We start from the raw sequence: 25,115 nt of genomic DNA, 5'->3' as shown, positions 1-25,115 counted from the left end.
TCAGATTTCAGGCCGAACCGGCCTGAGATCATCCTGTTCTAACGGATGACGATCTTGTCGCCGAGCGTGCTCTTCAGCTCGCTTTCGGCGTCACCGATCGCGGCATCGACGGTCTTGGCGCCGGTCCAGGACGCTTCGAGGTTCTTCCACATGATGTTCCAATATTTGCCGAAATCGGAATTGTTCGGCATCGCATTGGCATGCGGCAGCAGGCGCTCGGTGGCTTCGCGGGTCCAGCGGTCAGCCGAGTAGAAGTCGACCGTGGATTCCGACTTGGAGATGCCGAGATGGGCGGATTTGACCGCATGCAGCGCGTTGGTGCGCGGCTCGGATGCGATCTTGACCAGCTGGGCGGCGATCTCGGTGTCTTCCTGGTCATGACCTGCGGTCAGCAGGTAGACGAGCGGATGGGTCAGCGTGTTGGCCTTGCCGCCTTCACCGGCGGGGATCAGCGTGAAGATCACGTTGCCGAAGAAGTCCTTCAGACCTTCCTGGTTGACGAGGCGGGCATAGTGCCAGGTGCCGCCGTCCCAGATGCCGGCCTTGCCGGTAGCGACTTCCTTCCACCACTGGTCGCCCGGCATGCCGATGTGGTTCTTCTTGGTAACACCGGTCTTCACGGCATCGGCGAAGAACTGATAGGTGCGGGTCATCGCGGCCTTGTCGAAAACGAGCTTGCCGCCTTCTTCCATCGTGCCGCCGAAGCTGGTGTAGAACTGCCAGTAATCAGGGCCGTTGCTGGTGCGCGGATAAAAACCGTAGCCGGCCTGGACGAGGCCCTTGTCTTGCATTTTCTTGGCGTCTTCGAGCAGGTTCTTCATGGTGTACTTGCCGTCCTGGACGCTCTGCGGCAGCGCATCCAGATCGGCGTCGCTGTAGCCGATCGCCTTCATGTAAGGCTTCCAGAAGAACATCGGACGGGATTCAGCATCCTGCGGGATGCCGTAGACGGTGCCGTTGTAGGAGGCGATCTGCAACAGGTTTTCATAGATGTCGCTGAGCGGCCATGAATCGAGATCGACATAGTCCTCGATCGGAACGATGAGCCCGGCCTGCGACCAGGGTGCGATGTCTTCATGGCCGCTGACGACGATATTCGGAGCGGTCTTGGCTTCGGCGGCGAGGGTCAGCGCCTGCTTGAAGTCCTCCCAGGCCGAATAGGGCTTCTTCTCGACGGTGATCTTCAGCTCTTCGCCCTTGAGGGCGGCTTCGCGCTGCAGCTGCTGTGCTGCGATCTCGATGGCGTCGAGGCGATAGACGTCGTTCGGGCCGGTACCGCCGGCCCAGACGCTGATGTGAACGTCCTTGGCGAGTGCAATTGCGGAGGTCGAAGCCAGGATGGCGGCGGCGACGGCAAGCGATTTCAATGTCGGCAAAATGGTCATCTTCTTCATCTCCCTGGAAGAGCAGTGTGAGGCCTCTTGACGGGTCATCACTGTTGCGTGACGGCCGTTCCGAAAACCCCACGAAAACGTGGCGTATCCCGCTCTAGGGGTTGAACGTAACGGCCGAATGACAAAATTGAGCACGTGTGCAAAATTATTATGACGATGTCCGCACGACTTGCAAGCGGCGGTTTTTGACAGGCGTCTTTTACGCTTCAAATTGCGTATTTCCTGGGCTAGCATCGCGTCATGAGCCTTGAATCCGTCCGCGCCTTCCTCAGTGCCCACGCACCCGATATCGAAATCATCGAAACCGCCGAGAGCTCCTCGACGGTGGCGCTTGCCGCCGAAGCCCATGGCGTCGAGCCGGCCCAGATCGCCAAGACGATCTGCCTGCGTGTCGGCGAGCAAATGATGCTGGTCGTTGCCGGCGGCACGGCGCGGCTCGACAATCGCAAGTTCAAGGACACCTTCGGAGCGAAGGGGCGCATGCTCGATGCCGAAGAGGTTGTGGCCGTCACCAGCCATCCGGTCGGCGGCGTCTGCCCCTTCGGCCTGCCCTCGCCGTTGCCCATCTATTGCGATATCTCGCTGAAACGCTTCGATGAAGTCGTGCCGGCCGCGGGCTCAATAAACTCGGCCGTGCGCATCGAAACCGGACGGCTGGCGGAGTTGACCGGCGCCAGCTGGGTCGACGTCTGCCAGTAATGGCGCCGAAGAGCTTCACACGGCGGAAAGAGTCCCTATATTACATCTCGACATGCCGTGATTGCGCATGACAGGAGATCAGGAATGCCGAGTGCCGTTTCGCGTTTTGCCAAGATCGCGGCCATTGCCGCTCTGACGAGCGCCACCGTTTTTGCTTCCCTCGACAATGCCGAGGCGCGCCGCGCCGGCAGCTTCGGTTTCGGAAGCCGCGGCACGCGCACCTTCCAGGCGCCGCCTGTCACCAGCACCGCGCCTGGGACCGCAGCACCGATCGAACGGTCGATGACGCCACGTCCGCAGACCACCGCACCTGCTACCGCTCAGCAGCCCCTCGGCGCTCAGCGCCCCGGTTTCTTCGGCGGCTTCGGCCGTTCGATGATCGGCGGCCTGATTGCCGGTGGCCTTCTCGGCATGCTGCTCGGCCACGGTTTCGGCGGCGGCTTCGGCTTGCTCGGTATGTTGCTGCAGATCGCATTGATCGGCGGCGCCGTCATGCTCGCCATGCGTTATTTCGCAAACCGCCGCCAGCCTTCCTACGGCGTCGGTGGCGGTCAGAGCCGGTCCTACAACATGTCGCCCACGAATAATTCGTCATTCCAGATCCCGACGATCGGTTCGGGGGGCGGTTTCGGCGGGCAGTCGCGCGGCAATCGGCCGAGCGACGAGATCGGGCTGACGCAGGCTGATCTCGATCAGTTCGAGGAATTGCTGACTCAAGTGCAGACTGCTTACGGTGCCGAAGATTACGGCACCTTGCGCCGGCTGACGACGCCCGAGGCGATGTCCTATCTCGCCGAGGAGCTCGGCGAAAACGCCACCAACGGCGTGCGCAACAGTGTCTCCGACGTCAAGCTGCTGCAGGGCGATATTGCCGAGGCCTGGCGCGAGGAAGGCCAGGAATATGCGACGCTCGCCATGCGTTATTCCTCGATCGACGCGATGGTCGAACGCGACAGCGGCCGCCTGGTTTCCGGCGACGACCGCCGTCCGAGCGAAAGCACCGAGGTTTGGACCTTCGTGCGCAAGTCTGGCGCCGATTGGAAGCTTGCGGCGATCCAGGGTGCCGAGCAGCGCGCCGCTTGATGCGGCGCTCAAAACCAATGCTCTGTCTTTAATTCACCGCGACCGGTTTGGAACGCATGCGGGAGACCGTCTCGCGTTCCGCCCGCTTGCAGCGCATCGGCGGCAGTCCGCGATCCATCAGGTCCATGTCTTCAAGCACCATGTCGCCCATTTTCTTGAAGGCGCTGTCGAGGGCGCCTGCCCTATGCGCCGAGCGGATGAAACCTTTCAGGCTCCGCACCGGATGGTCGGGCGGCAGCGGTTCCTCAGGGTAGACGTCGCTCGCCGCGACGATGTGGCCTGACGAGACGGCCGCCATCAGCGCATCGAAATCGACGACATCGGCGCGGCTGAGCAGGATGAAGGCCGCGCCCCTGCGCATGCTGGCGAAGGCCTCAGTGTCGAGAAATTTGCTGTTTTCGCTGGTGACGGCGGCGGCGACGAAAATGAAATCGCTCTTTGTCAGGACCTCCTGAAGGCTTGCGGGCTCGACGCCGTTTTCCTCAAGGATCGATTGCGGCAGCCAGGGGTCGAATACCCGGATGCGCGCCCTGAAGCCGGAAAGCACACGACGCAGCGCCTTGCCGAGATCGCCGAAGCCAACGATGCCGATCTCGGAACCGGCGATCAGCCGCGCACTTGCATTCCCCTCCCCTCCCCAGAGTTCGCTGCCTTGGCGAAACGCGACATCCGCGTCGACGATGCCGCGCGCCAAGGCCAGGGCGAAACCGAGGCCGATTTCGGCGACCGGTTCGGCAAAGACCTGCCCTGTCGTCACGACGTGGATACCGCGCTGGAAGAGCACCTCATAAGGCATGTTGTTGAGCAGATTGCTTTCGACATTGAGGATCGAGCGCAGGCCCGGCATTCTGGCCAGCGTTTCCGCCGAAAGCGGCGGCTGGCCGATGATGTAGCGTGCCCTGCCGAGGATGCCGTCACCGAGCCCGGCGATATTCTCGGGGTCGGCCTCGACGATCTCATATTTCGCCTGCAGGTCGGCGCGCGCGCTGTCGCTGAAGATCAGATCAAGCGTGCGCGGCTCGGGCGCGCTGATCGCCAGCGGCCGTTCGGTATTCGTCATGGGCGTCTCCTCCATCGCGGCGGTTTGCACCGTTTCTGCCGGACGATTGATAGCCCCTGTGCGGAGTTGTTTCCAGTTCGATCTTGAGGCGCGGCGCGCCGGGAGAAGCTATCGAAAGTGGCATCTGCCTATCAGATAAGCAGTTGAATTGGCTCGGTATTTCATGGCATTTTCGTTGACGGCGTGAATTCTTTGAATTAGCGTGATGCGCGCGACTTGGAACCGTGCCTGTGTTCGGCGGCCGCAGGATATTCGAAAACTCACGAGGGAAATGAGCCAATGAAATCAGCACTCAAGAGCGGCCTGCTTGCCTTGGCTGCCGCAGCGCTTCCGGCCGTCGCCTATGCCCATCCCGCCATCGGCGAAGCTGCCGGCTTCAGCCATGGCTTTGCCCATCCGATCTCTGGCCTCGATCATGTTCTCGCCATGGTGATGGTCGGTGTTTTCGCATTTCAGCTTGGCAGCCGCGCCACTTGGCTCGTGCCGACGACCTTCGTTCTGGTGATGGCACTCGGTGGTGCCCTCGGCGTTGCCGGCATCAACGTTCCCTTCGTTGAAATCGGCATCGCGCTTTCCGTTGTCGTCCTCGGCGCCGTCGTTGCGCTCCACGTCAAGGCGCCGCTCGCCGCAGCACTCGGCATCGTCGGCCTCTTCGCCATCTTCCACGGTTTTGCACATGGCGCCGAAATGCCGGAAAATGCCGCCGGTGCCGCCTATGCCGCCGGTTTCATGGTCGCGACCGCACTGCTGCATGTCGCCGGCCTCGTCCTTAGTTATCTCATCGGCCGCGCCGGTGAACGTCATGGCCTCTTCGTGACACGCACGGCCGGCGGTCTTGCTGCTGTTGCCGGTGTCGGCATTCTGGCCGGCTTGATCTGAGCCTGACAGCATTCCTGAACAAGAACTGGGCGGCATTGGCGGCCTAGACATCTCAATCCGAGAGGACGCCCGGCTTGCGTAACGCATCGCCGGGCGTTTCTGCGTCATCGCTGGAAAGTGCTGTGGACTTGACCCAAGTCAAATCCAGCCACGTCGCGTCCGGCTATATCTAGCCCACGATCAACGAACGGACATCCAAATTGACGCAGGCCTGCCTTGCCGATTGCCGGTGAGACGCGAAAGTCAGTATAGTGATTTCAGAAATTTCTGAAATCACAGACGCAACGGAAACGACCATGAACCTTCCGCCTCTCGTCCAGTCCTTCGTTCTCCACTTCGGCGAAATGGGGTCCCGCTGGGGAATCAACCGCACGGTCGGCCAGATCTATGCCCTGCTCTTCGTCTCGCCCGCGCCGGTCTGCGCCGAGGAAATCGCCGAGTCGCTCGGCATCTCGCGCTCCAATGTTTCGATGAGCCTGCGCGAACTGCAGGCCTGGAACCTTGTCATCCTGAAACACAAGCCAGACGACCGCCGCGATTTCTTCACCACGCCTGATGATGTCTGGCAGATATTGAGGACGCTTGCCGAGGAGCGAAAGAAGCGTGAAGTCGATCCGACGCTGTCGGTTCTGCGTGAGATCCTGATGCAGCGGCCGGCCAGCGACGCCGAGCGGCATGCGCAGCAGCGCATGAGCGAGATGCACACGCTGATCGAGCAACTGACGCATTGGTATGAAGACGTAAAACAACTTGAAACAGAAAGGCTCGCAACGCTACTCTCGCTGGGCGCGAAAGTGACCAAGCTTCTGGAGGCCAAGGACCGGGTCGTTTCGCTCGGCCGCAGCCGCCGGCCAAATCCTGCGAACAAGAGTTAGCGCCATGAGCACTGCTTTCTTCGACGCGAAGGACGGATGGGGCGCCGAGCCGGTGCCGGACTGCGATACGGTCTCGTCTGTCACCGGCCCCGACGATGCGAAAGGTGCGCTGCGCAGAGCGGCAATGCTGCAGGCGCTGGCTGCTGCCGTCTGGATCCCGCAGGCGGCATTGCTGGCCGTGTCGGTCGGCCGCATCGCCGATGGCGGCGGAATGAATGACGTTCTCTGGCCCGCCCTCGGCATCCTCGCCCTCGGAGTGGCAAGAAGCTGTCTCGACGCGGCTGGTGGCCGGATGGCCTTTCAGGCCGCCCGCGCCGAACTCAGCCGCAGGCGGCAGATCGCCGTCGCGGTACTTTCCATGTCGTCGCCGCTCGATCGCGACCGGCCTGCCTCCGGCAAAGCCGCAAGCGTCATTGGCGACCAGGCCGAACTGATCGTGCCCTACCTCGCCCGTTTCCAGCCGGCGCGCATGAAGGCGAGCCTCGTGCCGCTCGTCATTCTTGCCTTCATCCTTCCGGTCTCCTGGATCGCCGCGCTGGTTCTGCTGTTCGCCGCGCCGCTGATCCCGATCTTCATGACGCTGATCGGCTGGCGTGCTCAGGCGGCCAGCGAAAGGCAACTCGTGGCCACCGGCGGCCTCAACGGCTTCCTGCTCGATCGGCTGCGCGGACTGGCGACCATCCGTGCGCTCGACGCAGTCGATGCAACGACACTGCGCCTGCGGTTGGAGGCGGAGTCGCTGCGTGTGCGCACCATGGCGGTGCTGAAAATCGCCTTTCTGTCCTCGGCGGTGCTCGAGCTTTTCGCCGCACTCGGCGTGGCGATGATTGCCGTCTATGTCGGCTTCAGCCTGCTCGGTGAGATCCGCTTCGGCACTTGGGTAGGCCGGCTCGACCTGACCGAGGGACTGTTCATCCTGCTGCTGGCGCCGGCCTTCTTCGAGCCGCTGCGCGAACTCTCGGCTGTCTGGCACGATCGGGCGGCCGGCGAAGCGGCGCTGAAGGCCCTGGACACTCTCGCTGCCGGCGGAGTGTCGATCCGAGGAGCAGCCGATGTCGCGCCGGCGGCATCTGCCGTCCCCGAAGCGCCGGCCATCCGTCTTGAGAATGTCGATTTCCGCTACAACGCCGCGGAACCGTTGATCCTCGACGGTTTCAACCTCGATGCCGCGGCCGGCGAACATCTGGCGCTTCTCGGCGCCAGCGGTTCCGGCAAGTCGACGCTTCTTTCGCTGATTTCAGGACTGGCGCCCTGCACCGGTGGCCGTATCGTCATCGGCGGCACCGCACTTGCGGATGACAGCGCCCACGCCTTGCGGGCCAGCATGGCATGGATCGGCCAGAGACCGCATATTTTCGCCGGCACCATCGCCGGCAATGTCGCGCTCGGCAGGCCCGGTATCCTGCGCGGCGACGTGACGGATGCGCTCGACGCCGCCAGGCTCGGAAAAGTCGCAGCCGCCTATGGCGACCGGACGCTCGGCGAAGGCGGGATCGGGCTTTCCGGCGGCGAAGCGCTGCGGCTAGCGATTGCGCGGGCGGCCTGCAATCCGCATCTCCGGATTATCCTGGCCGACGAGCCGACCGCGCATCTCGACGCCGCCACCGCCGCCGAGGTGACCGAGAGCCTGCTTTTGCTCGCCAGGGGCCGCACTTTGATCGTTGCGACCCACGATCCGCTGCTTGCCGCCCGCATGCATCGCACCATGCGCGTCGATGCCGGCATCGTTATGAGGGAGGCCGCCGAATGAGCGGACTTGCCGCCGACCTCAAGCCGATCCTGCGCCTGTTCCTTGCCGAGCGCCGACGTGCGCTGCTGCTCGGCGCAGTACTTTCGGCGGCGACGGTAACCGCCGGCATCGCTCTGCTCGGCCTGTCCGGCTGGTTCATCACCGCCACCTCGCTCGCCGGCCTTTCGGCCGCCGCCGCCATCACCTTCGACGTCTTTGCGCCGTCAGCCGGCATCCGCCTGCTCGCCATCGTCCGTACGGCCGCGCGCTACAGCGAAAGGCTTGCGACCCATGACGCAACCCTCAGTGTGCTCGCCGCCCTGCGCGAAAAGCTGTTTCGCGGCTTTGCCGAACCGGGTGCTGCCCGCGCCCTTTTGCATCGTCCCGCACGGCTGCTCTTCCGACTGACGGCCGATATCGATGCACTCGATTCCCTCTACCTGCGCATCCTCGTGCCGGCCGTGGTGGCGATCGGTGCAGCGCTGGCGGCAAGCCTCGTGCTGGGGCTGATGCATCCGGCTTTCGGCCTGTGTTTCGGCCTTTTTCTTGCCGGTGCCGGCCTCGGCCTGCCTGTCATCGCCGGGCGAGCGGCGCGCAAACATGCCCGCAGACGCGCCCATGGCATCGAGGCGCTGCGGTCGCGGACGATCGATCTCGTCGCCGGCCAGACCGATCTGCTGATGGCCGGCCGGCTTACCGCGCAGACTGGTACCATCGCTGCGGCCGACGCTTACTCTGCCCGCGCCGACGACCAGTTGAACCGCGTCGAGACAGGCCTGACATTCGGCTTCGGCCTCGTCTCGACCTTGCTGCTGACGGCTTCGCTGCTCGCCGTCGCAGCACTTGCGGAAACGAAGGCGATCACCGCCCCTGTCGCCGCGCTCGGCCTGCTTGTCGCCTTTGCGGCAGTCGAACCCTTTGCGGCGCTCCGCCGCGGCGCCCTGGAACTTGGGCGGACACTGCTTGCGGCAAGGCGCATCGCGCCGCGGCTTGCCGTCGCGGCGGCACTCGAACCATTGCCGGCGCCATTGCCGGGATGCGCTTTTTCGCTGGAGAAGGTGTCAGCCTTCCATGAAAACTCCGCCGTGCCGGCGCTCGAGGATATCGACCTTGCGCTTCAACCGGGCGAACGCCTCGCCGTCATCGGCAGCAGCGGTGCCGGCAAGTCGAGCCTGCTTGCCCTGCTTTCCGGCGAATTGCCGGCAAGGAAAGGAAATGTTGCCGTGATGACAGCAACCCTGCTCACGCAACGGACGGAGCTCTTCGAGGACAGCCTGCGCGGCAACCTGCTCCTTGCAAACCCGGATGCGAACGAGGCCCGTCTTTGCGAAGCGCTCGCCGCCGCCGGCCTGCTTGCCGATATCGAGGCCATGCGGCGGGGGATCGATACCCGGCTCGGCGAAGGCGGGCTCGGTCTTTCCGGTGGACAGTCGAGCCGGCTGGCGCTTGCCCGGCTTTTCCTGCGCGACACGCCGCTCTGGTTGCTCGATGAGCCGACCGAGGGTCTTGACGGCGTCACCGCCCGCGACGTGCTCAGCCGGCTGTCGGCAATGGCGGCGGGCCGCTCGCTGGTGATCGCCACGCATATCCGCCGGGAGGCGGCGATCGCAGACCGTATCGCCATCATCGAAGGTGGTCGCATCACAGAAGTTTCGCGCCGCGGAGAGGCGGCGTTCGAAAAGGCGCTCGACCGGCTTCGGCCGGACTGAGCGAGACTGCATGCCCTCACGCGCCGGTCGGCGCTGAGGAACGCCCTGTACCCCGTGGGACCGTGGGAGAAAGACAATGGAACTAGATATCGTCGCGTTATCGCGCTTCCAATTCGCGCTGACGGCGCTTTACCACTTCCTGTTCGTGCCCTTGACGCTCGGCCTGTCCGTGCTTTTGGCGATCATGGAAACCGTCTATGTCATGACCGGCCGCCAGATCTGGCGGCAGATGACAAAATTCTGGGGCACGCTGTTCGGCATCAATTTCGTGCTCGGCGTCGCCACCGGCATCGTCATGGAATTCCAGTTCGGCATGAACTGGAGCTACTACAGTTATTATGTCGGCGACATCTTCGGCGCGCCGCTGGCGATCGAGGGCCTGATGGCCTTCTTCCTCGAGGCGACCTTCGTCGGCCTATTCTTTTTCGGCTGGGACAAGCTGTCGAAGGTCGGGCATCTCGTCGCCACCTGGGCGGTGGCGCTCGGATCGAACTTTTCCGCACTCTGGATCCTGATCGCCAATGGCTGGATGCAGAACCCTGTGGGATCGGCGCTCAATCCGCAGACCATGCGCATGGAGATCACAAGCTTCTTCGACGTGGTCTTCAACCCGGTTGCCCAGGCAAAATTCGTCCACACTGTGTCGGCGGGTTATGTCTGCGCCTCGATCTTCGTGCTCGGTGTTTCTGCCTGGTATGTCCTCAAGGGCCGGCATATCGAGCTTGCCAAGCGCTCGATGACGGTCGCCGCCTCCTTCGGCCTCGCCTCGGCTCTATCCGTCGTCGTGCTTGGCGACGAGAGCGGCTATCTCGCCACCGAGAACCAGAAGATGAAGCTCGCCGCGATCGAGGGCATGTGGAAGACGGAACCGGCGCCGGCGGCCTTCACCGCCTTCGGCTTTCCGGACCAGGAGGCGCGCGAAACGCATTTTGCCGTGCATATACCCTGGGTCATGGGCCTGATCGGCACGCGGTCGCTGACCACCGAAATCCCCGGCATCGACAAGCTCGAACAACAGGCCGAAATCAGGATCCGGGACGGCATCAAGGCTTACGACGCGTTGATGCAGATCCGTTCGGCACCGGTACAGGATCAGGTTGCACAGGAAGTGCGCAGCTCCTTCGAGGATCTTGGCCATGATCTCGGCTACGCGCTTCTGCTGAAGCGCTACGTCGACGATCCGCGCCAGGCGAGCGACGAGCAGATCGTTCAGGCGGCGCGTGATACCATCCCACACGTGCCGACGCTCTTCTGGTCGTTCCGCATCATGGTTGGCTTGGGTATCTTCTTTATCCTGCTGACCGCCACCTTTTTCTGGCTGTCGGCGCGCCGCCATCTCGACAAATATCCGTTGCTTCTGAAGATTGCCGTGCTGGCGATCCCCCTGCCCTGGGTCGCCATCGAGCTCGGCTGGGTCGTCGCCGAATTCGGCCGCCAGCCCTGGGTAATCGAAGGCGTTCTGCCGACGGCCGCAGCTGTCTCCAGCCTCGGCGCCGGCACCGTGCTTCTGACCATCATCGGTTTTGCGGCACTCTACACGACGCTGATCGTCATCGAGATGGGCCTGATGATCAAGGCGATCAAGCAAGGACCGGAGCCGGACGACGTGCCGGAAGCAGTTCTGATTTCCGAAACCCTCGTCCCGGCCGCGGAGTGACTGCCATGATCCTTCACGAACTCATCGACTATGAAACCCTGCGTCTCATCTGGTGGCTGCTGCTCGGCGTCCTACTGATCGCTTTTGCGACGACCGGCGGCTTCGATCTCGGCGTCGGCACGCTTCTGCCTTTCGTTGCCCGGACCGATACGGAACGGCGCGTGGCGATCAACACCATCGGCGCCACCTGGGAGGGCAACCAGGTCTGGCTGATCCTCGGCGGCGGCGCCATCTTCGCCGCCTGGCCGCCGCTTTACGCTGTCTCCTTCTCGGGCTTCTATCTGGCGATGTTTGCGATCCTCTTCGCGCTCATCCTGCGTCCGGTCGGTTTCAAATATCGCTCGAAGCGGGAAAGCGCCCGCTGGCGCAATGGCTGGGACTGGGCGCTCTTCATCGGCGGTTTCGTGCCGTCGCTGATCTTCGGCGTTGCCGTTGGCAATGTGCTGCAGGGCGTGCCCTTCCGCTTCGCCGACGATATGCGGATCTTCTACGAAGGTTCGTTCTTCGCCCTGCTCAACCCCTATGCGCTGCTCTGCGGCCTGCTTTCCCTAGCCATGCTGACAATGCATGGTGCGGCATGGCTGGTGTTGAAGTCGAGTGGCCCGGTCGCCGAGCGTGCCAGAAGCTATGGCAGCGTCGCCGCCCTTGCCGTTATTCTGCTTTTCGCACTCGGCGGTCTCTTCCTGTGGATCAGCGTCGGTGGCTATCGCATCACCAGCGATATCAGCCCGACCGGCCCCTCCAATCCGCTGCTGAAGACCGTGGCGCTGGAGAAAGGCGCGTGGCTTACCAACTACACCGCCCATTCTTGGATGATCATCGCGCCCGTCCTCGGCTTCGTCGGCGCGGCACTGGCCTTCATTGCCATGCGGGCGAGGCGCGAGATCATGACACTGCTCTTCAGCAAACTCGCGATCTTCGGGATCATCTCGACGGTCGGCCTCTCGATGTTCCCGTTCATCCTGCCCTCCTCGCTTGATCCGCGATCGAGCCTGACGGTCTGGGATGCATCCTCCAGCCATATGACACTGTTCATCATGCTAGTCGTGACGGTGATCTTCCTGCCGATCATCTTCGCCTACACGGCCTGGGTCTACAAGGTTCTGTGGGGCAAGGTCGATGAGAAGTCGATCACCGATAAAAATAGCCACGCTTACTGAGGGAGACGAAACGATGTGGTATTTCGCATGGATCCTCGGCCTGCCGCTGGCCGCCGCCTTCGCCGTCCTCAACGCCATGTGGTATGAGCTGATGGACGACGCAGCCAAAAAGAAGGCTTCCGAGCCGCGTAAGTGAAATGCAAGGGCGCGGTTCAAACCGCGCCCTTTACTTAAATGTGGAATCGGCGGAATGGGCGGCATCGTCCTTTCCAGAGCATGATGCCGCTAAAGCTGATCGCGGCGTCGTAAGGCCAAGGGAATTGACTTCGCCTGGGTTTGGGTTACCGTGTAATTCACTGTATTACGGAGCGATAACAATGCTGAACAGTGAAAAATCTCAAGTTTCTCTGAGACTGCCCACGTCGCTGGTTTCGGAGTTTGATCGTATCGCCGCAATTCTTGAACGTGATCGTACCTGGGTAATGCAGAAGGCGCTTAGTCAATACCTTGCAACTGAAGGGGCCGAAATCCTAGCAGATGCGCAAGGCCTCGACGAACTGGATCGCGGGGATAGCGTCGATCTGGAGGATGTGCTCGAGAAGGCTCGGGCAATCGTCAATGCCGCCGAATATCGACGCCGTACGCGGGTGGATTGATGCCTCCCGTTCGCCTTTCCAAAAGTGCAGAACGCTGGTTCTTGAGCAAGATCGCCGAACTCGCAGAGGTTAACCCAGCCGCCGCAAGGAAACTCGTTGAACGCCTGGAAAGGCAAAGAGACCTTCTTTCATCGTTTCCCCAAATGACCGAAAGGGGGATACTGGAAGGAACTCGCAAAGTGAGTATGCCTCCCCTCGTGCTCACAATTCGCTCACGAGGCGGCATTGTTGAGATTGCGGCAATCAGGGATGCACGGCAGAAGGATGCATACGCTCCAGTCGAGATGCTGTCCGTAGACGACCATGATGAAGAAGACAAAGAGAAGACCGTATGACGGTGGCGCAACGCTCGGCGCGTCGCCTTACGCCCATTTTGTAGGTAAATGGCTGCGGTTCAAGCCGCAGCCATTTCTCCACTGCTTCAGCCTTCCAGCCACTTCACCTGCTCGGGCGTCAGCTTGATGTCGAGCGCCGAGAGGCTGTCTTCCAATTCGCCGACGGTGCGCGGCCCGATCAGCGGAATGACCGGGAAAGGCTGGGCGATCACATAGGCGAGCGCGATGTGGATCGGATTGCGGCCGAGCTTGTTGGCAAGCTCGATAGCACGGTCGCGGCGTCCGAAGTTGCGCTCGGAATACCAGACCCGCACGATCTCCTCATCGTCTCGCTTGTCGCGGCCGGCGCGGTCGGTAAAGAAGCCGCGGCCCTGGCTCGACCAGGCAAAGTTCGGGATCTGCTTCTCGTTCAGCCATTTCTTCCAGTCGTCGTCGGAGGCGGCAACGCAGCCGGCCCAGATCGGATCGAGCATCTCGGCAAGCGAGAAGTTGTTGGAAAGTGCTGCCGGCGCCGTCTTGCCGGTCTTTTCGGCATAGGCGATCGCCTCGTCGAAGCGCGCCCGCGTCCAGTTCGAGCCGCCGAATATGCCGCGGATGCGTCCGCGCTTGACCTCGGCATCCATGGCATCGACGAACTCGCCGACCGGCACGTCGGTATTGTCGCGATGCATGAAATAGATGTCGACATAGTCGGTCTTCAGCCGGGCAAGCGACTGGTCGAGCTGCTTTGCGATCATGTCAGGATAGCAGAGCGGCGAGTGGGCGCCCTTGCCGATCAGCACGATCTCCTCGCGCGGCACCTTGCGGCTCGTGTGCCAGTCGCCGAAGATCGCTTCCGTTTTGCCGCCGCCGTAGACATAGGCCGTGTCGAAGGCGTTGCCGCCGGCCTCATAGAAGGCGTCGAGCGTCAGCGAGGCGGAGGCAAAATTCGGGAAGAACTCGAAGCCGAGTGTCACCACCGAGGCCGGCTTGGAAATGCCGGGAATCTGACGCTGCGGAACGCTGTTCCCGCGCGCGACCGTGCCGCCGGCAATGTTTGCTGTGCGTTTGCTGGCTTTTTCTACGCCGTATTCAAGACCCACCGACGCGCGCCACTGGTCGAGTACACGCAGGTTTCCGATCGAATCCGCCCAGCTCATGCCGGGAGAGCTGAATTCGGTCTTGCCGGCGTGGATGGCATCACCCGCCGCGTCCGCCTCGAAGGAATAGAGCCAGCGATCTTCCTTGACCTCGACGGTTTCTCGGCTGCCGCCCTTGAAGATCTCGATCTTGCCGACGCCGCCCTTGTGGCCGGAGGCGAACCAGAAGTCCTGGACCTCGATCCGGCCCTCGGAGCCGATGATGCGCAGCACATTGTCCTGCTGCGCCATGATCGAGCAGGAGACTTCGGCGATGATCTCGTTCGGGAACTTGAGCACGGCAGATGCCCATTCATCGACGCCGCTCTCTCCGAGATGGGCGACGCCCGAGACCTTCTCCGGTTCGAGGAAGGTCTTGCCCTCCGCAGCGCCTGATATCAGTCTGGCCATCGAGACCGGATAACCGCCGACATCGAGAATGCCGCCGCCGGCGGTGTCGTTGGCGAAAAGCCGGTGTTCGGGCTTATAGCTGCCCATGTTGAAGCCGAAGCTCGAGCGGATGATGCGAACGGTGCCGATGACGCCGCTTTTGACGAGCTCGACCAGCTTCTCCGTCTGCGGATGCACGCGGTACATGAAGGCCTCGCCGGCAAAGACCCCGGCTTTTTTCGCCTCGTAGTAAACCGCCTCGGCATCGTAGGCCGAGAGCGCGATCGGCTTTTCCACCAGGATGTGTTTGCCGGCGCGTGCCGCCTTGATCGCCCATTCGGCGTGGCCGGTGTGAGGGACGGCGATATAGATCGCATCGACCTCCTTGTCGGAGAGCAGCGCCTCGTAACCATCGACGATGCGGGCGCCGGGGAAACCTTCGGCAAGGCCCGGCTTTGCCGGATTGCGGGTGGCGACCGCCACCAGTCTGCCGGTGCGCGAATGGGCGACGCCGTCTGCAAAGGTGCGGGCGATGGTGCCGGGGCCGATGATGCCCCAGCGGATCGGTTGATCTGAAGTCATGGAAAATCCTCTTTCGTCTTTCTGTCCTGGGATTTGGTTCAGCGAAGCCGCTTGCCGGCGCCGTCGAAAAGGAATGAGCGGTTGGCGGGAAGGCCGACTGTCAGCGTGTCGCGATTGCCGGCGACGCGCGATTCCGGCCGCTCGATGATCAGTTGCTCGGGGCCTATGGTGGCGTAGATGTAACTGGTATTGCCGAGGTGTTCGGCGACGTCGATGGTGACGGTGAGGTCGGCATCGCCCGTGCCCGCATCGACGAAATGTTCGGGACGGATGCCGAGCGTCACTTTAGCGCCGGCTTCGATGGGATCGGCGACCGGCAGCGTCAAGCGGGTATTGGCGTCACTTTCCAGCGCGATCACCGCCCTGCCCGGCTGCGTATCAACCACCACGGCCTTGAGGAAATTCATCTTCGGCGAGCCGACGAAGCCGGCGACGAACTGGTTTGCCGGATCGTCGTATAGGTCGAGCGGTGCGCCGATCTGCTCGATATTGCCGGCGCGCAGCACGACGATCCTGTCGGCGAGCGTCATCGCTTCCGTCTGGTCGTGGGTGACGTAGATCATCGTCGTGCCGAGCTTCTTGTGCAGTCTTGATATTTCGACGCGCATCTGCACGCGCAGTTCCGCATCGAGGTTCGACAAGGGTTCGTCGAACAGGAAGACCTGTGGTTCACGGACGATGGCGCGGCCGATCGCGACACGCTGGCGCTGACCGCCGGAAAGCTGCTTCGGCCGGCGCTTCATCAACTCGGTGATCTGCAGGATCTCGGCGACATGGCGCACGCGCCGCTCGGTGTCGGCCTTCGGATTGCCATTCATGCGCAGGCCGAAGCTCAAATTTTCCTCGACGGTCAGGTGCGGATAGAGCGCATAGGACTGGAAGACCATGGCGATGCCGCGATCGGCCGGTTCGACGTCGTTGACGACCCTGCCGCCAATCTGAAGCTCGCCTGATGTAATGTCCTCGAGGCCGGCGATCATCCTGAGCAGCGTGGACTTGCCGCAGCCGGAGGGGCCGACGAAGACAACGAATTCGCCGTCCTTAACCTCCAGATTGGCGCCGTGGATGATCTCAAAGCCGCCGAAGCGCTTGACGATGTTGCTGAGTGAAAGCTCTGCCATGCAGCCTCCCGATTATTTAATTGCGCCGGCCGCGATGCCGGCGATGAAATGGCGCTGAAGAGCCACGAAGATGACGAGGATCGGCGCCGTCAGCAGCACCGCGCCGGCCATGATGCCGCCCCAGGAGACCTTGGTGAGGCCGATCAGCGTTCCCAATGCCACAGGCGCCGTCATCATCCCCGGTCTGGAATTGATCAGCAGCGGCCAGAGGTAATTGTTCCACGAGTGCAGGAAGAGAATGATCGCCAATGCCGCCATGGTCGGGCGCGCCAGCGGCAAGGCGATGCGCAGGAAGATCTGCCATTCCTTGACGCCCTCGACCCGGGCCGCATCGAAGAGCTCGCCCGGCATCATCGAGAAGGACTGCCGCATGAACAGCACGCCGAGCGAATTGAACAGCGGCGGCACGATCAGAGCCACCCAGGTGTTTGCCAGCTTGAACTCGCGCGCCACCATGATGAATTGCGGGATGACGACCACGGAGAAGGGAAGCGTGATCGTGCCGAGGATGATGGCGATGACGACGGAGCGGCCGACGAAACGGTAACGTGCCAGTGCCCAGCCGGCCATCGAAGTCAGCAGCACCGAGAGCACTGTATAGATCAGCGCCACGCCGATGGAGATCACCATTGCCCCGATGAAATCGGTATCGGCCTGCAGGTTTTTGAAATTCTCGACGAAGTTGGTCGATGGCCAGAGCACGATGTCAGGGCTGAAGATGCCGTTGTCGGGCATGGTCGAGAAGACGAACATCATCCAGAGCGGAAACAACCAGATGAGAGCAAGGGGCGCCAGTGCAGCATGCAACGCGATCTGGCGCAGCAGAAGCGATTGGGATTTGGATTTCATTTCGGATCCCTCCCGACCCAGAGATTGAGAAGCGAAATCGTCACAGCAAGGGCAGCCATCGTATAGGCGATCGCCGAGGCATAGCCGAAGTTCAGCGAGGTGAAGCCCTGGCGATAAAGCAGCAGGCCGAGCGTCTCGGTGCCGCCGCCGGGACCGCCGCGATTGGTGATGAGGAAGGGCTCGGTGAAAAGCTGCATAGTCCCGATCACCGAGAGCACCACGCAGAAGAGGATGATCGGTTTCAGAAGCGGCAGGGTGATGTGGAAGAACTGCTGGACCTTGCTTACCCGGTCGAGCGTCGCCGCCTCGTAGACATCATCGGGAATCGACTGCAGGCCGGCGAGGATGATGATGGCGTTGTAGCCTGCCCAGCGCCATGTGACGGCGAGGATGATCAGCGCCATGGCGGCATTGGCATTGTCGAACCAGGAGACCGGGCTGAGACCGACGGCCGAGATCAGCTTGTTGATGATGCCGAAATCGAGGCTGAACATCAGCCGGAAGACGGCAGCATAGGCGACCTCGCCGACGACGACAGGCGCAAAGAAGGCGAAGCGGAAGAGCGGCCGCGCTTTCAGCAGCGGCGAATTGAGCATGACGGCCATGACGGTCGCAAGCGCGATCATGACGGGCACCTGGATCACCAGGATGATCAGCGTGTTGTAGAGGGCATTGTAGAAGGCCGGGTCGTAGAAGAGCCGGCCCCAATTGGCCTGGAAACTATATTTCCACGGGTTGATGCGGGTGTTCTGAAAGGAAATCAGGAACGAATTGATGATCGGCCAGACCCAGAAGGTGGCAAAGACCAGCAGATAAGGGGCGAGGAACGCATAGGCGCTCCGGGTTCTGAACGGCATCGAGCCTCCTCCTCACAAAACCAACGAATGACTAGCCGCCTTGCGGCGGACGGAAAGCCGGGCGCGTCAAGCGCCCGGCTTCGTCATTCACTGCGCGATCGGAAGGCCGGTCGCCGAAGCGATCTGGTTGGCGGCATCGTCGAGAGCCGCCTTCGCATCGGGATAGCCGCCGGAGAAGAACTTCGTCTGCGTCGCCTTGAAGATGGCTTCGGCATCGCTCTGGAAGGCGGTGCCGCGGCTCGGCACGATCTTCGGCAGCGTCGCAAGGATATCGGCCCAGACCTTCTGACCGCCCCAATAGGGCTGCGCTTCGTTGACGAAGGGATCCTGAACGGCCGAGAGCAACGATGGCACCAGACCGAATTCCTTCAGCATGGTCACCTGACCCTCATTCGTGCCGAGGGCGTAGTTGACGAATTTCCAGGCCGCTTCCTTGTTTGCGGAGGTTGCCGAAATAGCGAGCGACGAACCGCCGAGATTGGCGGCATGCGGGCCATCGGCCGTCAGGCTCGGCATCTTGTAGACGCCCCATTTGCCCTTGAGATCGGGCGAGGTCGAGCGGACGGTGCCCTCATACCAACCGCCATACAGCTGGCTCGCGGCCTTGCCGGCGGTGTTGGCCTGGATCTTTTCGTCCCAATTGGCCGCCGTCAGCGTGCCGGCATCCTTCATTTCCTTCACCTTTTGCAGCGAGGAGACGCAGGCCGGCTGGTTGATGGTGATGGACTGGCCGTCGGCCGAGTAATAGCCGCAGCCCTGTTCGTTGGCGATCATGCGAAACCATTCGCTGTCGCCATTGAAGTCCGCCTGCGCCATGACGACGCCGGGATTGGCGGCGGAAATCTTCTTGCCGGCGGCAATAAAGTCGTCCCAGGTGCCGATCGTGCTTGGATCGACGCCAGCCTTTTCGTAGAGATCGCGGCGATAGAAGACGGCGACAGGGCCAGAATCCCACGGCATGGCATAGGCGACGTCGCCGACCTCAAGCTCGGTGCGCTTGAATTCGGGGAACTTCGCCTGGATCTCGGCCGTGTAACCGAGCTCCTTCAGATTGGCGAAGCAATCCGGGAAACGGCTCCAGAAGATTTCAGCCTCGAAATTCTCGATGCTGACGATATCGGGCAAACCGTCGCCGCCGGCAGCGCAGGCAGCGAGCGTCTTGTCGAAGACCTGGCTGTTGCCAAGATCCTCGACGGTGATCTTGATATCGGGAAACTGTTTGTTGAAGCCTGGAAGCGTGGACTTCAATGCCGACGCGGCGACATTCCAGCTCCAGATGGTCAGATTGGCCGACTGCGCGTATGCGGAGCCGGAAGCAAGCACTGCGACAGCTGCGGTCGCAGCGAGAAGTTTGAAGCGCATTGAAAATCCTCCCTTTTCAATTGCCGATCTTTCACGAACGCGGTTAGACTATCTGTAAGGGAGCGGGTGTCTCCTAAAAAGGGAACATGAATTTGGCGGAAAGTAAGGTCGGCACACGTGCAATCTATCAGCCCGGCGCGAGCAGCATCGAGGGTTTGCCGACAGCGCTGCAGATGTTTCATGCCCATCCGCCTGTTATGGCCATGCCGCACTGGCACGCGCAGGTCGAGGTCAACTACGTGATGCGCGGCACCGTGCACTACCGGATGAGCGATCACGAATTCCGGCTGAGCGCTGGCGAAATGTGCCTCTTCTGGGGTGGTCAGCCGCATCAGATGGACGAATCCTCGGATGATTCGCTCTATGCCGGCGCCCATCTGCCGCTCGTCTATTTCTTCCGGCTGCGCCTGCCGATCAGCGTTTCCAGCCGGCTTATGAAGGGTGAGACGCTGCTGACCTCGGCAACGGATGCCGCCGACAGCGAGAACTTCACCCGCTGGTTCCACTATGCCAACTCAGGCGATCCCGCCAAAGCTCAGCACGCCGTCGACGAGCTGCTGCTGCGCATCGAACGGATCGCGCTCGAACCTTATTCGATGACGTCGCAGGCCGTCATCAGTCTCGACGGCGATCATCCACACCCGCATTCCTCGCGCAGTGTCGCGCGCATGTGCGATTTCATCGCCGCAAATTTCCTGCACGACATCGATTCGGTCGATATCGCCCGCGCCGCCGACCTGCACCCGAAATATGCGATGAACCTGTTCAAGCGATCGACCGGCATGACGCTCAGCAAATATGTGACGCTGCTGCGGCTGTCGCGCGCCCAGGCGATGCTGATGAGCGAGGGCGCCAACGTGCTGCAGGTGGCGATGGACAGCGGCTTCGGCTCGATCAGCGCCTTCAACAAATCCTTCCGCCACATCGCCGGCATGTCGCCGTCGGACTTCCGCCGCGATATCCGGCTGGTGACGACGGTCCCGGCCGGCGCTTTCCGGAACTAGGTCAGGGCCAGCCGCAATTCGGCGTTATGTTCGTTCGCGATCTTGTTTTCACTGGGCAAAAAATAACCAACGCCTAAGGTGTCGGCAGAACACGCACATTTTCTGTGCAAGTGCATGCACTATTGCATTTTCCGGGGAATTGACGCCATCGCACTCTCAATAAAATCAATGGTATATAATTTGGCACACACTTTGCTTCGATAGTTGCAGAGTTGGTGGCTAGGGTTCCGGCGTCGCAAGACGCGCTGGTCCGAGAGCTGCCACCGGCGAGGGAGACATCCCGCCGGGTGCACGGCGGGACAAAAGCCCGGGAGACCTCGTAAGCCAAGGGATTGGCGGCACGATGGTCATTGCCGATCCCTTTTGAAGAAAAGCAAAAGGGGAATTTCAATGCAGACTTTTTCGAAGATACTATCGATTACCGCACTGTCGGCGTCCCTGGCGCTAGGACTCGGCTCCATCGCCAAGGCCGAACAGAAGACCGACTTCAAGGTCGCCTGGTCGATCTATGTCGGCTGGATGCCCTGGGGCTACGCGGCCGATCACGGTATCGTCAAGAAATGGGCCGACAAATACGGCATCAAGATCGAGGTCACCCAGTTCAACGACTACGTCGAATCGATGAACCAGTACACGGCCGGCGCCTTCGACGCCGTGACGCTCACCAATATGGACGGCCTGTCGATCCCGGCCGCCGGCGGCGTCGATACGACAGCCGTCATCGTCGGCGACTTCTCGAACGGCAATGATGCGGTCATCCTGAAGGACAAGGCGAGTCTTGCCGACATCAAGGGCCAGAACGTCAATCTCGCTGAATTTTCCGTCTCACATTATCTGCTGGCCCGCGCACTCGAAAGCATCAAGCTGACCGAGCGCGACGTCAAGGTGGTCAACACCTCCGACGCCGATATGGTCGCCGCCTACAAGACGGCTGACGTGACCGCGGTCGTCACCTGGAACCCGCTGGTCTCGACCATCCTCGAAGATCCCACGGCCAAGAAGGTCTTCGACAGCTCGCAGGTGCCGGGCGAGATCATTGACCTGATGGTCGCCAATACAGGCGTGCTGAAGGACAATCCGAATTTCGGCAAGGCGCTCGCTGGCATCTGGTATGAAACCGCAGCACTGCTGACTGCCGACAGTGCCGACGGCAAGGCTGCGCGCGAGGCGATGGGCCAGGCATCGGGCACCGATCTCAAGGGCTTTGAATCCCAGCTTGTCGCCACCAAGCTGTTTGCCAAGCCGGCCGATGCCGTTGCCTTCACGGCCTCGGGCAACCTGCCGAAGACAATGGATCTTGTCCGCAACTTCCTGTTCGAAAGAGGCCTGCTCGGCAATGGTGCGCCGTCGGCCGACGTCATCGGCATCGAAATGCCCGATGGCAAGATCCTTGGCGATAGCGGCAACGTCAAGCTGCGCTTCACCGAGACCTACATGAAGGCGGCCGCCGACGGTTCGCTCTGAGCGATGTCAAAGCAGCGGTGCGGCGTTGACCGCACCGCCCACCCTTCATCAGCGGAGCTTTCCTCATGCGCTGGATCAACACGAGGCCGAGCCGGGGCGCGCAGCTTGCCTTGACGCTGCTGCCCTTCGTGCTGCTTATCGTTGCCTACACGGCCGGCTCGGCCGCACGGCTGGCGGAAAACGCCAACGACAAACTGCTGCCCGGTCTTGCCGGTTTTGCCGATGCGATCGACCGCTTTGCCTTCATCGCCGATCCGCGCACCGGACAATATCTGCTCTGGTCCGATACCGGGGCGAGCCTGATCCGGCTGTTCGCCGGCCTCGGCATCTCCACAGTCACGGCGCTCGTCATCGGCATGCTGATTGGCATGCTGCCGTATCTCCGAGCCCTGCTCTCTCCCTTCGTTGCCGTTATCTCGATGGTGCCGCCGCTGGCGCTGCTGCCGATCCTCTTCATCGCCATGGGGCTTGGCGAAGCCTCCAAGATCGCTCTCATCGTCATCGGCGTTGCGCCGACGATGATCCGTGATCTTGCGCTGAAGGCGCTGGAACTGCCGCGCGAACAGATCGTCAAGGCCGAAACGCTCGGCGGCTCCTCCTGGCAGATCGGCCTTCGTGTGGTGCTGCCGCAGATCCTGCCGCGGCTGATCACCTGCCTCAGGCTTCAACTCGGTCCTGCCTGGCTGTTCCTGATCGCGGCCGAAGCGATTTCGTCGGATTCCGGCCTCGGCTACCGCATCTTCCTCGTCCGCCGTTATCTCTCGATGGACGTCATCTTTCCCTATGTCGTCTGGATCACGCTGCTCGCCGTGGTCATGAATTATATCCTTGATCGCATCCGCATTGCTGTCTTCCCCTGGTCTGAGCTGGAGAAGCAGGCATGAGCGAGTTGGTGATCGAAAAGGTCTGGAAAGAGTATGGTGACCAGATCGTGCTCGAGGATGTGTCGCTGACCGTCGCCTCGCGCGCCTTCGTCGCTCTTGTCGGCCCGTCCGGCTGCGGCAAGTCGACGTTCCTGCGCATGCTGCTCGGCCAAGAGCGGCCGACGCGAGGGACGATCCTGCTCGACGGGCAAGCGCTGCCGCAGGAGCCAGGGTCGGATCGCGGCGTCGTCTTCCAGCGCTATTCCGTCTTCCCGCATCTGACCGTCGTCGGAAACGTGCTGCTCGGGCGGGAACTCTCGGCGTCCCGCTACAAGGCCAAGCTTTTCGGCGCCGCCCGCCGCGACGCCGTCGACGAAGCCCGGCGGCTGATCGGCGAGGTCGGCCTTTCCGGCGCCGAGGGCAAATATCCGGCGCAACTATCAGGCGGCATGCAGCAGCGCCTGGCGCTGGCGCAGGCGCTGATCATGAAACCGAAGGTGCTGCTGCTCGACGAGCCCTTCGGCGCGCTCGATCCCGGCATTCGTGCGGAGATCCACACATTGATGAAACGCCTCTGGCACGAAACGCAGATGACCGTCGTCATGGTGACCCACGACATGCGCGAAGCCTTCACCCTGGCGACGCGCGTCGTCGCCTTCGAGCGCAAGCGTGATCGCCCGGAGGAAAAGGAGCGCTACGGCGCGACGATCACCAAGGATATTTCGATCTGGCCGCCCAGGCTCGCCGGCGCGCCCTCCATCTTCAGCCCCGACCGGGACGGCCCGGTCATTTCTCTGGGCCTTCGCCGGGACGACCCGGCTTCCAGTCCGCCAGGAGAAAAACCATGATGCATGTCAGACGTTCGCCCGAGGAGATCGCCGCCAACCGGCAGCGTTACGAGGAACATCAGAAAAAGGGGCTGGAATTTGCCCCGAAGGCCCTGCCGGCGCCGAGCCCCCTGCCCGCCCCCGCCATCGATGCTGCCGCGATCATCCATCAGGAAATCATCCCCGGCGGCTGGTACTGGTCGACCGCGCTGAAGCGCGGCGAAGCTCTCCGCATCGATCAGGGCGAAGGCGGATCGACCGTGGCGCTCGTCGCCTGGAACGCCACTGACACCAGCGAACGACTCAATCTCGTCGATACGGTCAAGGTTCAGTGGACGACCGCCCTCGGCAAGGGCCGCGTCATCTTCTCGGATATGGGCCGGGTGATGTTTTCGCTGATCGAGGATAGTTCCGGCGCTCATGACTGCCTGATGGGTGGTTCGACGGCAGCTTCGAACGCCGCAAAATATCCTGACGCCAAGACCCGCAACACCCGAGACAATCTCGTGCTCGTCGCCGGCAAGCTTGGTCTCATCAGGCGCGACATCCCGGCGATTCTCAATCTCTTCGCCCCGGTCCGAGTCGACGATGACGGCGGCTTCCACTGGCGCGGCAAGCTCTCCAACAGCGGCGATTATGCCGAGTTGCGCGCCGAGATGGACATGATCGTCGGCTTCTCGAATTGCCCGCATCCGCTCGATCCCGATCCGGTCTACGCGCCGAAGCCCGTCATCGTCACGCGCTTTCGCGCAGCCGCGCCCGCAGTCGACGATCTCTCTCGCACCGCGACCGCCGAAGCCCTTCGCGGCTTCGAGAATAACGCCGCGATGCTGGCCTGAGGGAAGATACGATGACCGATTTCATCAAGACTTCAGCTTCGCGCAGCCTCGAAAATGCCGTGCAGGATCATTTCATCGCGGCCGAAGCGCCATGGTCAGGCATCGTGCGCAAGGGCCAGACGATCCGCATCGAGGATAGTTACGGCCAGCAGGCGATCGACACGCTGTTTTATCGAGCCGACGACTTTGCCGAGCGTTATTCCAACCAGGATACGATGCGGGCGCAGAGTGGCGCCTATATCGGCACCGGCACGAAGATCATCTCGAACGAAGGCAACGTCATGCTTGTCATGACGGCCGACAGCTGCGGCCGCCACGATACATCGGCTGGCGCCTGCTCCTGCGAGAGCAACACGGTGCGCTTTGGCCACGGCACGAAATACCTGCATGCCTGCCGCGACAATTTCGTGCTCGAGGTGACAAAACACGGCATGAGCAAGCGCGACATCGTGCCGAACATCAATTTCTTCATGAACGTGCCGATCAAGCCGAACGGCGAGATGACCATTGTCGACGGCATTTCCGCGCCCGGCGACTACGTCGAACTGGTGGCGGAGATGGACGTGCTCTGCGTCATCTCCAACTGCCCGCAGATCAACAATCCCTGCAACGGCTTCGATCCGACGCCGATCCGGGTGCTGATCTGGGACGGCGAGGGCTGAT

The 25,115-nt window shown here is 62.0% G+C and carries 24 protein-coding genes and 1 riboswitch; of the genes, 17 read left to right on the top strand and 7 right to left on the bottom strand.

Annotation, left to right across the window (positions count from 1 at the left end):
• Positions 1 to 38 precede the first annotated feature (38 nt).
• The gene (locus tag RWK44_RS12480) at positions 39 to 1,385 is read right to left on the bottom strand and encodes an extracellular solute-binding protein (RefSeq protein WP_131665845.1); all 1,347 of its coding nucleotides are present in this window, start codon (positions 1,383 to 1,385) and stop codon (positions 39 to 41) included.
• 249 nt (positions 1,386 to 1,634) lie between these two features.
• On the opposite strand from RWK44_RS12480, the gene RWK44_RS12475 reads away from it, so the two are divergent.
• Both RWK44_RS12475 and RWK44_RS12470 read left to right on the top strand, forming a co-directional pair.
• On the top strand, positions 1,635 to 2,093 hold the full coding sequence (locus RWK44_RS12475) for a YbaK/EbsC family protein (RefSeq protein ID WP_221969058.1): 459 nt from the start codon (positions 1,635 to 1,637) through the stop codon (positions 2,091 to 2,093).
• A gap of 84 nt (positions 2,094 to 2,177) precedes the next feature.
• A complete protein-coding gene (locus tag RWK44_RS12470; protein WP_222000220.1) occupies positions 2,178 to 3,176 on the top strand; it encodes a Tim44 domain-containing protein in 999 nt (332 codons plus the stop codon).
• Between the two features lie 28 nt (positions 3,177 to 3,204).
• On the opposite strand, the gene RWK44_RS12465 is transcribed toward RWK44_RS12470, so the two are convergent.
• A complete protein-coding gene (locus RWK44_RS12465) occupies positions 3,205 to 4,236 on the bottom strand; it encodes a hydroxyacid dehydrogenase (RefSeq protein ID WP_221946710.1) in 1,032 nt (343 codons plus the stop codon).
• Between the two features lie 279 nt (positions 4,237 to 4,515).
• On the opposite strand from RWK44_RS12465, the gene RWK44_RS12460 reads away from it, so the two are divergent.
• From RWK44_RS12460 to RWK44_RS12420, 9 genes are all read left to right on the top strand, one after another.
• On the top strand, positions 4,516 to 5,115 hold the full coding sequence (locus RWK44_RS12460) for a HupE/UreJ family protein (RefSeq protein ID WP_077979786.1): 600 nt from the start codon (positions 4,516 to 4,518) through the stop codon (positions 5,113 to 5,115).
• Between the two features lie 296 nt (positions 5,116 to 5,411).
• Complete coding sequence (locus RWK44_RS12455; protein ID WP_026157699.1) at positions 5,412 to 5,990, top strand: GbsR/MarR family transcriptional regulator; 579 nt, start codon at positions 5,412 to 5,414, stop codon at positions 5,988 to 5,990.
• 4 nt (positions 5,991 to 5,994) lie between these two features.
• A complete protein-coding gene (cydD, locus tag RWK44_RS12450; RefSeq protein ID WP_222000219.1) occupies positions 5,995 to 7,740 on the top strand; it encodes a thiol reductant ABC exporter subunit CydD in 1,746 nt (581 codons plus the stop codon).
• A complete protein-coding gene (locus RWK44_RS12445) occupies positions 7,737 to 9,428 on the top strand; it encodes an amino acid ABC transporter ATP-binding/permease protein (protein WP_222000218.1) in 1,692 nt (563 codons plus the stop codon). Before cydD ends, RWK44_RS12445 begins: the two co-directional genes overlap by 4 nt.
• Before the next feature lie 76 nt (positions 9,429 to 9,504).
• Positions 9,505 to 11,085, top strand: a complete 1,581-nt coding sequence (locus tag RWK44_RS12440) for a cytochrome ubiquinol oxidase subunit I (protein WP_131665852.1) — start codon at positions 9,505 to 9,507, stop codon at positions 11,083 to 11,085.
• Positions 11,086 to 11,090: 5 nt separating this feature from the next.
• On the top strand, positions 11,091 to 12,245 hold the full coding sequence (gene cydB, locus RWK44_RS12435; RefSeq protein ID WP_221960207.1) for a cytochrome d ubiquinol oxidase subunit II: 1,155 nt from the start codon (positions 11,091 to 11,093) through the stop codon (positions 12,243 to 12,245).
• Positions 12,246 to 12,258: 13 nt separating this feature from the next.
• Positions 12,259 to 12,381: a cytochrome bd-I oxidase subunit CydX gene (cydX, locus tag RWK44_RS12430; RefSeq protein WP_008529896.1), complete on the top strand. Its 123-nt coding sequence runs from the start codon at positions 12,259 to 12,261 to the stop codon at positions 12,379 to 12,381.
• A gap of 181 nt (positions 12,382 to 12,562) precedes the next feature.
• A complete protein-coding gene (locus RWK44_RS12425; protein WP_222000217.1) occupies positions 12,563 to 12,841 on the top strand; it encodes a CopG family ribbon-helix-helix protein in 279 nt (92 codons plus the stop codon).
• A complete protein-coding gene (locus RWK44_RS12420; RefSeq protein WP_027667096.1) occupies positions 12,841 to 13,176 on the top strand; it encodes a type II toxin-antitoxin system RelE/ParE family toxin in 336 nt (111 codons plus the stop codon). The genes RWK44_RS12425 and RWK44_RS12420 overlap by 1 nt, the downstream gene beginning before the upstream one ends.
• Positions 13,177 to 13,262: 86 nt before the next feature.
• On the opposite strand, the gene RWK44_RS12415 is transcribed toward RWK44_RS12420, so the two are convergent.
• The 5 genes from RWK44_RS12415 to RWK44_RS12395 all read right to left on the bottom strand — a co-directional run bounded on the left by RWK44_RS12415 (position 13,263) and on the right by RWK44_RS12395 (position 19,455).
• Complete coding sequence (locus tag RWK44_RS12415; protein WP_222000216.1) at positions 13,263 to 15,266, bottom strand: aldo/keto reductase; 2,004 nt, start codon at positions 15,264 to 15,266, stop codon at positions 13,263 to 13,265.
• 38 nt (positions 15,267 to 15,304) lie between these two features.
• Positions 15,305 to 16,387, bottom strand: a complete 1,083-nt coding sequence (locus RWK44_RS12410; protein ID WP_131665856.1) for an ABC transporter ATP-binding protein — start codon at positions 16,385 to 16,387, stop codon at positions 15,305 to 15,307.
• 12 nt (positions 16,388 to 16,399) lie between these two features.
• Positions 16,400 to 17,236 (bottom strand): carbohydrate ABC transporter permease, encoded by an 837-nt coding sequence (locus tag RWK44_RS12405; protein ID WP_011649800.1) that lies wholly within the window; start codon positions 17,234 to 17,236, stop codon positions 16,400 to 16,402.
• Positions 17,233 to 18,093: a carbohydrate ABC transporter permease gene (locus RWK44_RS12400; protein ID WP_077979776.1), complete on the bottom strand. Its 861-nt coding sequence runs from the start codon at positions 18,091 to 18,093 to the stop codon at positions 17,233 to 17,235. Before RWK44_RS12400 ends, RWK44_RS12405 begins: the two co-directional genes overlap by 4 nt.
• Positions 18,094 to 18,180: 87 nt before the next feature.
• Positions 18,181 to 19,455: an extracellular solute-binding protein gene (locus RWK44_RS12395; RefSeq protein ID WP_131665857.1), complete on the bottom strand. Its 1,275-nt coding sequence runs from the start codon at positions 19,453 to 19,455 to the stop codon at positions 18,181 to 18,183.
• 86 nt (positions 19,456 to 19,541) lie between these two features.
• Between RWK44_RS12395 and RWK44_RS12390 the strand changes: the two genes are divergently transcribed.
• From RWK44_RS12390 to RWK44_RS12365, 6 genes are all read left to right on the top strand, one after another.
• Positions 19,542 to 20,459, top strand: a complete 918-nt coding sequence (locus RWK44_RS12390) for a helix-turn-helix domain-containing protein (RefSeq protein WP_131665858.1) — start codon at positions 19,542 to 19,544, stop codon at positions 20,457 to 20,459.
• Positions 20,460 to 20,667: 208 nt separating this feature from the next.
• Positions 20,668 to 20,775: riboswitch (guanidine-I (ykkC/yxkD leader) on the top strand.
• Positions 20,776 to 20,849: 74 nt separating this feature from the next.
• On the top strand, positions 20,850 to 21,923 hold the full coding sequence (locus tag RWK44_RS12385) for a putative urea ABC transporter substrate-binding protein (protein WP_222000215.1): 1,074 nt from the start codon (positions 20,850 to 20,852) through the stop codon (positions 21,921 to 21,923).
• A gap of 65 nt (positions 21,924 to 21,988) precedes the next feature.
• The gene (locus RWK44_RS12380) at positions 21,989 to 22,807 is read left to right on the top strand and encodes an ABC transporter permease (protein ID WP_077979772.1); all 819 of its coding nucleotides are present in this window, start codon (positions 21,989 to 21,991) and stop codon (positions 22,805 to 22,807) included.
• Positions 22,804 to 23,634 (top strand): ABC transporter ATP-binding protein, encoded by an 831-nt coding sequence (locus tag RWK44_RS12375; protein WP_131665860.1) that lies wholly within the window; start codon positions 22,804 to 22,806, stop codon positions 23,632 to 23,634. Before RWK44_RS12380 ends, RWK44_RS12375 begins: the two co-directional genes overlap by 4 nt.
• The gene (locus RWK44_RS12370; RefSeq protein WP_221946703.1) at positions 23,631 to 24,452 is read left to right on the top strand and encodes an urea amidolyase associated protein UAAP1; all 822 of its coding nucleotides are present in this window, start codon (positions 23,631 to 23,633) and stop codon (positions 24,450 to 24,452) included. Before RWK44_RS12375 ends, RWK44_RS12370 begins: the two co-directional genes overlap by 4 nt.
• Positions 24,453 to 24,463: 11 nt before the next feature.
• Positions 24,464 to 25,114 carry an urea amidolyase associated protein UAAP2 gene (locus RWK44_RS12365; RefSeq protein ID WP_131665564.1) on the top strand — a complete coding sequence of 217 codons (651 nt, stop codon included), beginning with the start codon at positions 24,464 to 24,466 and terminating at the stop codon, positions 25,112 to 25,114.
• The last annotated feature ends 1 nt before the right edge of the window (position 25,115 follow it).

The sequence above is a fragment of the Rhizobium sp. 25PS6 genome (genome assembly GCF_032464655.1).
In the GTDB taxonomy this organism is placed as follows: domain Bacteria; phylum Pseudomonadota; class Alphaproteobacteria; order Rhizobiales; family Rhizobiaceae; genus Rhizobium; species Rhizobium laguerreae.
This window is presented reverse-complemented; position numbering and strand designations above follow the sequence as displayed.

Bases quoted from the DNA above. Each gene is read 5' to 3' on its own strand.
- RWK44_RS12480 (WP_131665845.1), bottom strand. From the start codon at position 1,385: ATGACCATTTTGCCGACATTGAAATCGCTTGCCGTCGCCGCCGCCATC.
- RWK44_RS12475 (WP_221969058.1), top strand. From the start codon at position 1,635: ATGAGCCTTGAATCCGTCCGCGCCTTCCTCAGTGCCCACGCACCCGAT.
- RWK44_RS12470 (WP_222000220.1), top strand. From the start codon at position 2,178: ATGCCGAGTGCCGTTTCGCGTTTTGCCAAGATCGCGGCCATTGCCGCT.
- RWK44_RS12465 (WP_221946710.1), bottom strand. From the start codon at position 4,236: ATGACGAATACCGAACGGCCGCTGGCGATCAGCGCGCCCGAGCCGCGC.
- RWK44_RS12460 (WP_077979786.1), top strand. From the start codon at position 4,516: ATGAAATCAGCACTCAAGAGCGGCCTGCTTGCCTTGGCTGCCGCAGCG.
- RWK44_RS12455 (WP_026157699.1), top strand. From the start codon at position 5,412: ATGAACCTTCCGCCTCTCGTCCAGTCCTTCGTTCTCCACTTCGGCGAA.
- cydD (WP_222000219.1), top strand. From the start codon at position 5,995: ATGAGCACTGCTTTCTTCGACGCGAAGGACGGATGGGGCGCCGAGCCG.
- RWK44_RS12445 (WP_222000218.1), top strand. From the start codon at position 7,737: ATGAGCGGACTTGCCGCCGACCTCAAGCCGATCCTGCGCCTGTTCCTT.
- RWK44_RS12440 (WP_131665852.1), top strand. From the start codon at position 9,505: ATGGAACTAGATATCGTCGCGTTATCGCGCTTCCAATTCGCGCTGACG.
- cydB (WP_221960207.1), top strand. From the start codon at position 11,091: ATGATCCTTCACGAACTCATCGACTATGAAACCCTGCGTCTCATCTGG.
- cydX (WP_008529896.1), top strand. From the start codon at position 12,259: ATGTGGTATTTCGCATGGATCCTCGGCCTGCCGCTGGCCGCCGCCTTC.
- RWK44_RS12425 (WP_222000217.1), top strand. From the start codon at position 12,563: ATGCTGAACAGTGAAAAATCTCAAGTTTCTCTGAGACTGCCCACGTCG.
- RWK44_RS12420 (WP_027667096.1), top strand. From the start codon at position 12,841: ATGCCTCCCGTTCGCCTTTCCAAAAGTGCAGAACGCTGGTTCTTGAGC.
- RWK44_RS12415 (WP_222000216.1), bottom strand. From the start codon at position 15,266: ATGACTTCAGATCAACCGATCCGCTGGGGCATCATCGGCCCCGGCACC.
- RWK44_RS12410 (WP_131665856.1), bottom strand. From the start codon at position 16,387: ATGGCAGAGCTTTCACTCAGCAACATCGTCAAGCGCTTCGGCGGCTTT.
- RWK44_RS12405 (WP_011649800.1), bottom strand. From the start codon at position 17,236: ATGAAATCCAAATCCCAATCGCTTCTGCTGCGCCAGATCGCGTTGCAT.
- RWK44_RS12400 (WP_077979776.1), bottom strand. From the start codon at position 18,093: ATGCCGTTCAGAACCCGGAGCGCCTATGCGTTCCTCGCCCCTTATCTG.
- RWK44_RS12395 (WP_131665857.1), bottom strand. From the start codon at position 19,455: ATGCGCTTCAAACTTCTCGCTGCGACCGCAGCTGTCGCAGTGCTTGCT.
- RWK44_RS12390 (WP_131665858.1), top strand. From the start codon at position 19,542: ATGAATTTGGCGGAAAGTAAGGTCGGCACACGTGCAATCTATCAGCCC.
- RWK44_RS12385 (WP_222000215.1), top strand. From the start codon at position 20,850: ATGCAGACTTTTTCGAAGATACTATCGATTACCGCACTGTCGGCGTCC.
- RWK44_RS12380 (WP_077979772.1), top strand. From the start codon at position 21,989: ATGCGCTGGATCAACACGAGGCCGAGCCGGGGCGCGCAGCTTGCCTTG.
- RWK44_RS12375 (WP_131665860.1), top strand. From the start codon at position 22,804: ATGAGCGAGTTGGTGATCGAAAAGGTCTGGAAAGAGTATGGTGACCAG.
- RWK44_RS12370 (WP_221946703.1), top strand. From the start codon at position 23,631: ATGATGCATGTCAGACGTTCGCCCGAGGAGATCGCCGCCAACCGGCAG.
- RWK44_RS12365 (WP_131665564.1), top strand. From the start codon at position 24,464: ATGACCGATTTCATCAAGACTTCAGCTTCGCGCAGCCTCGAAAATGCC.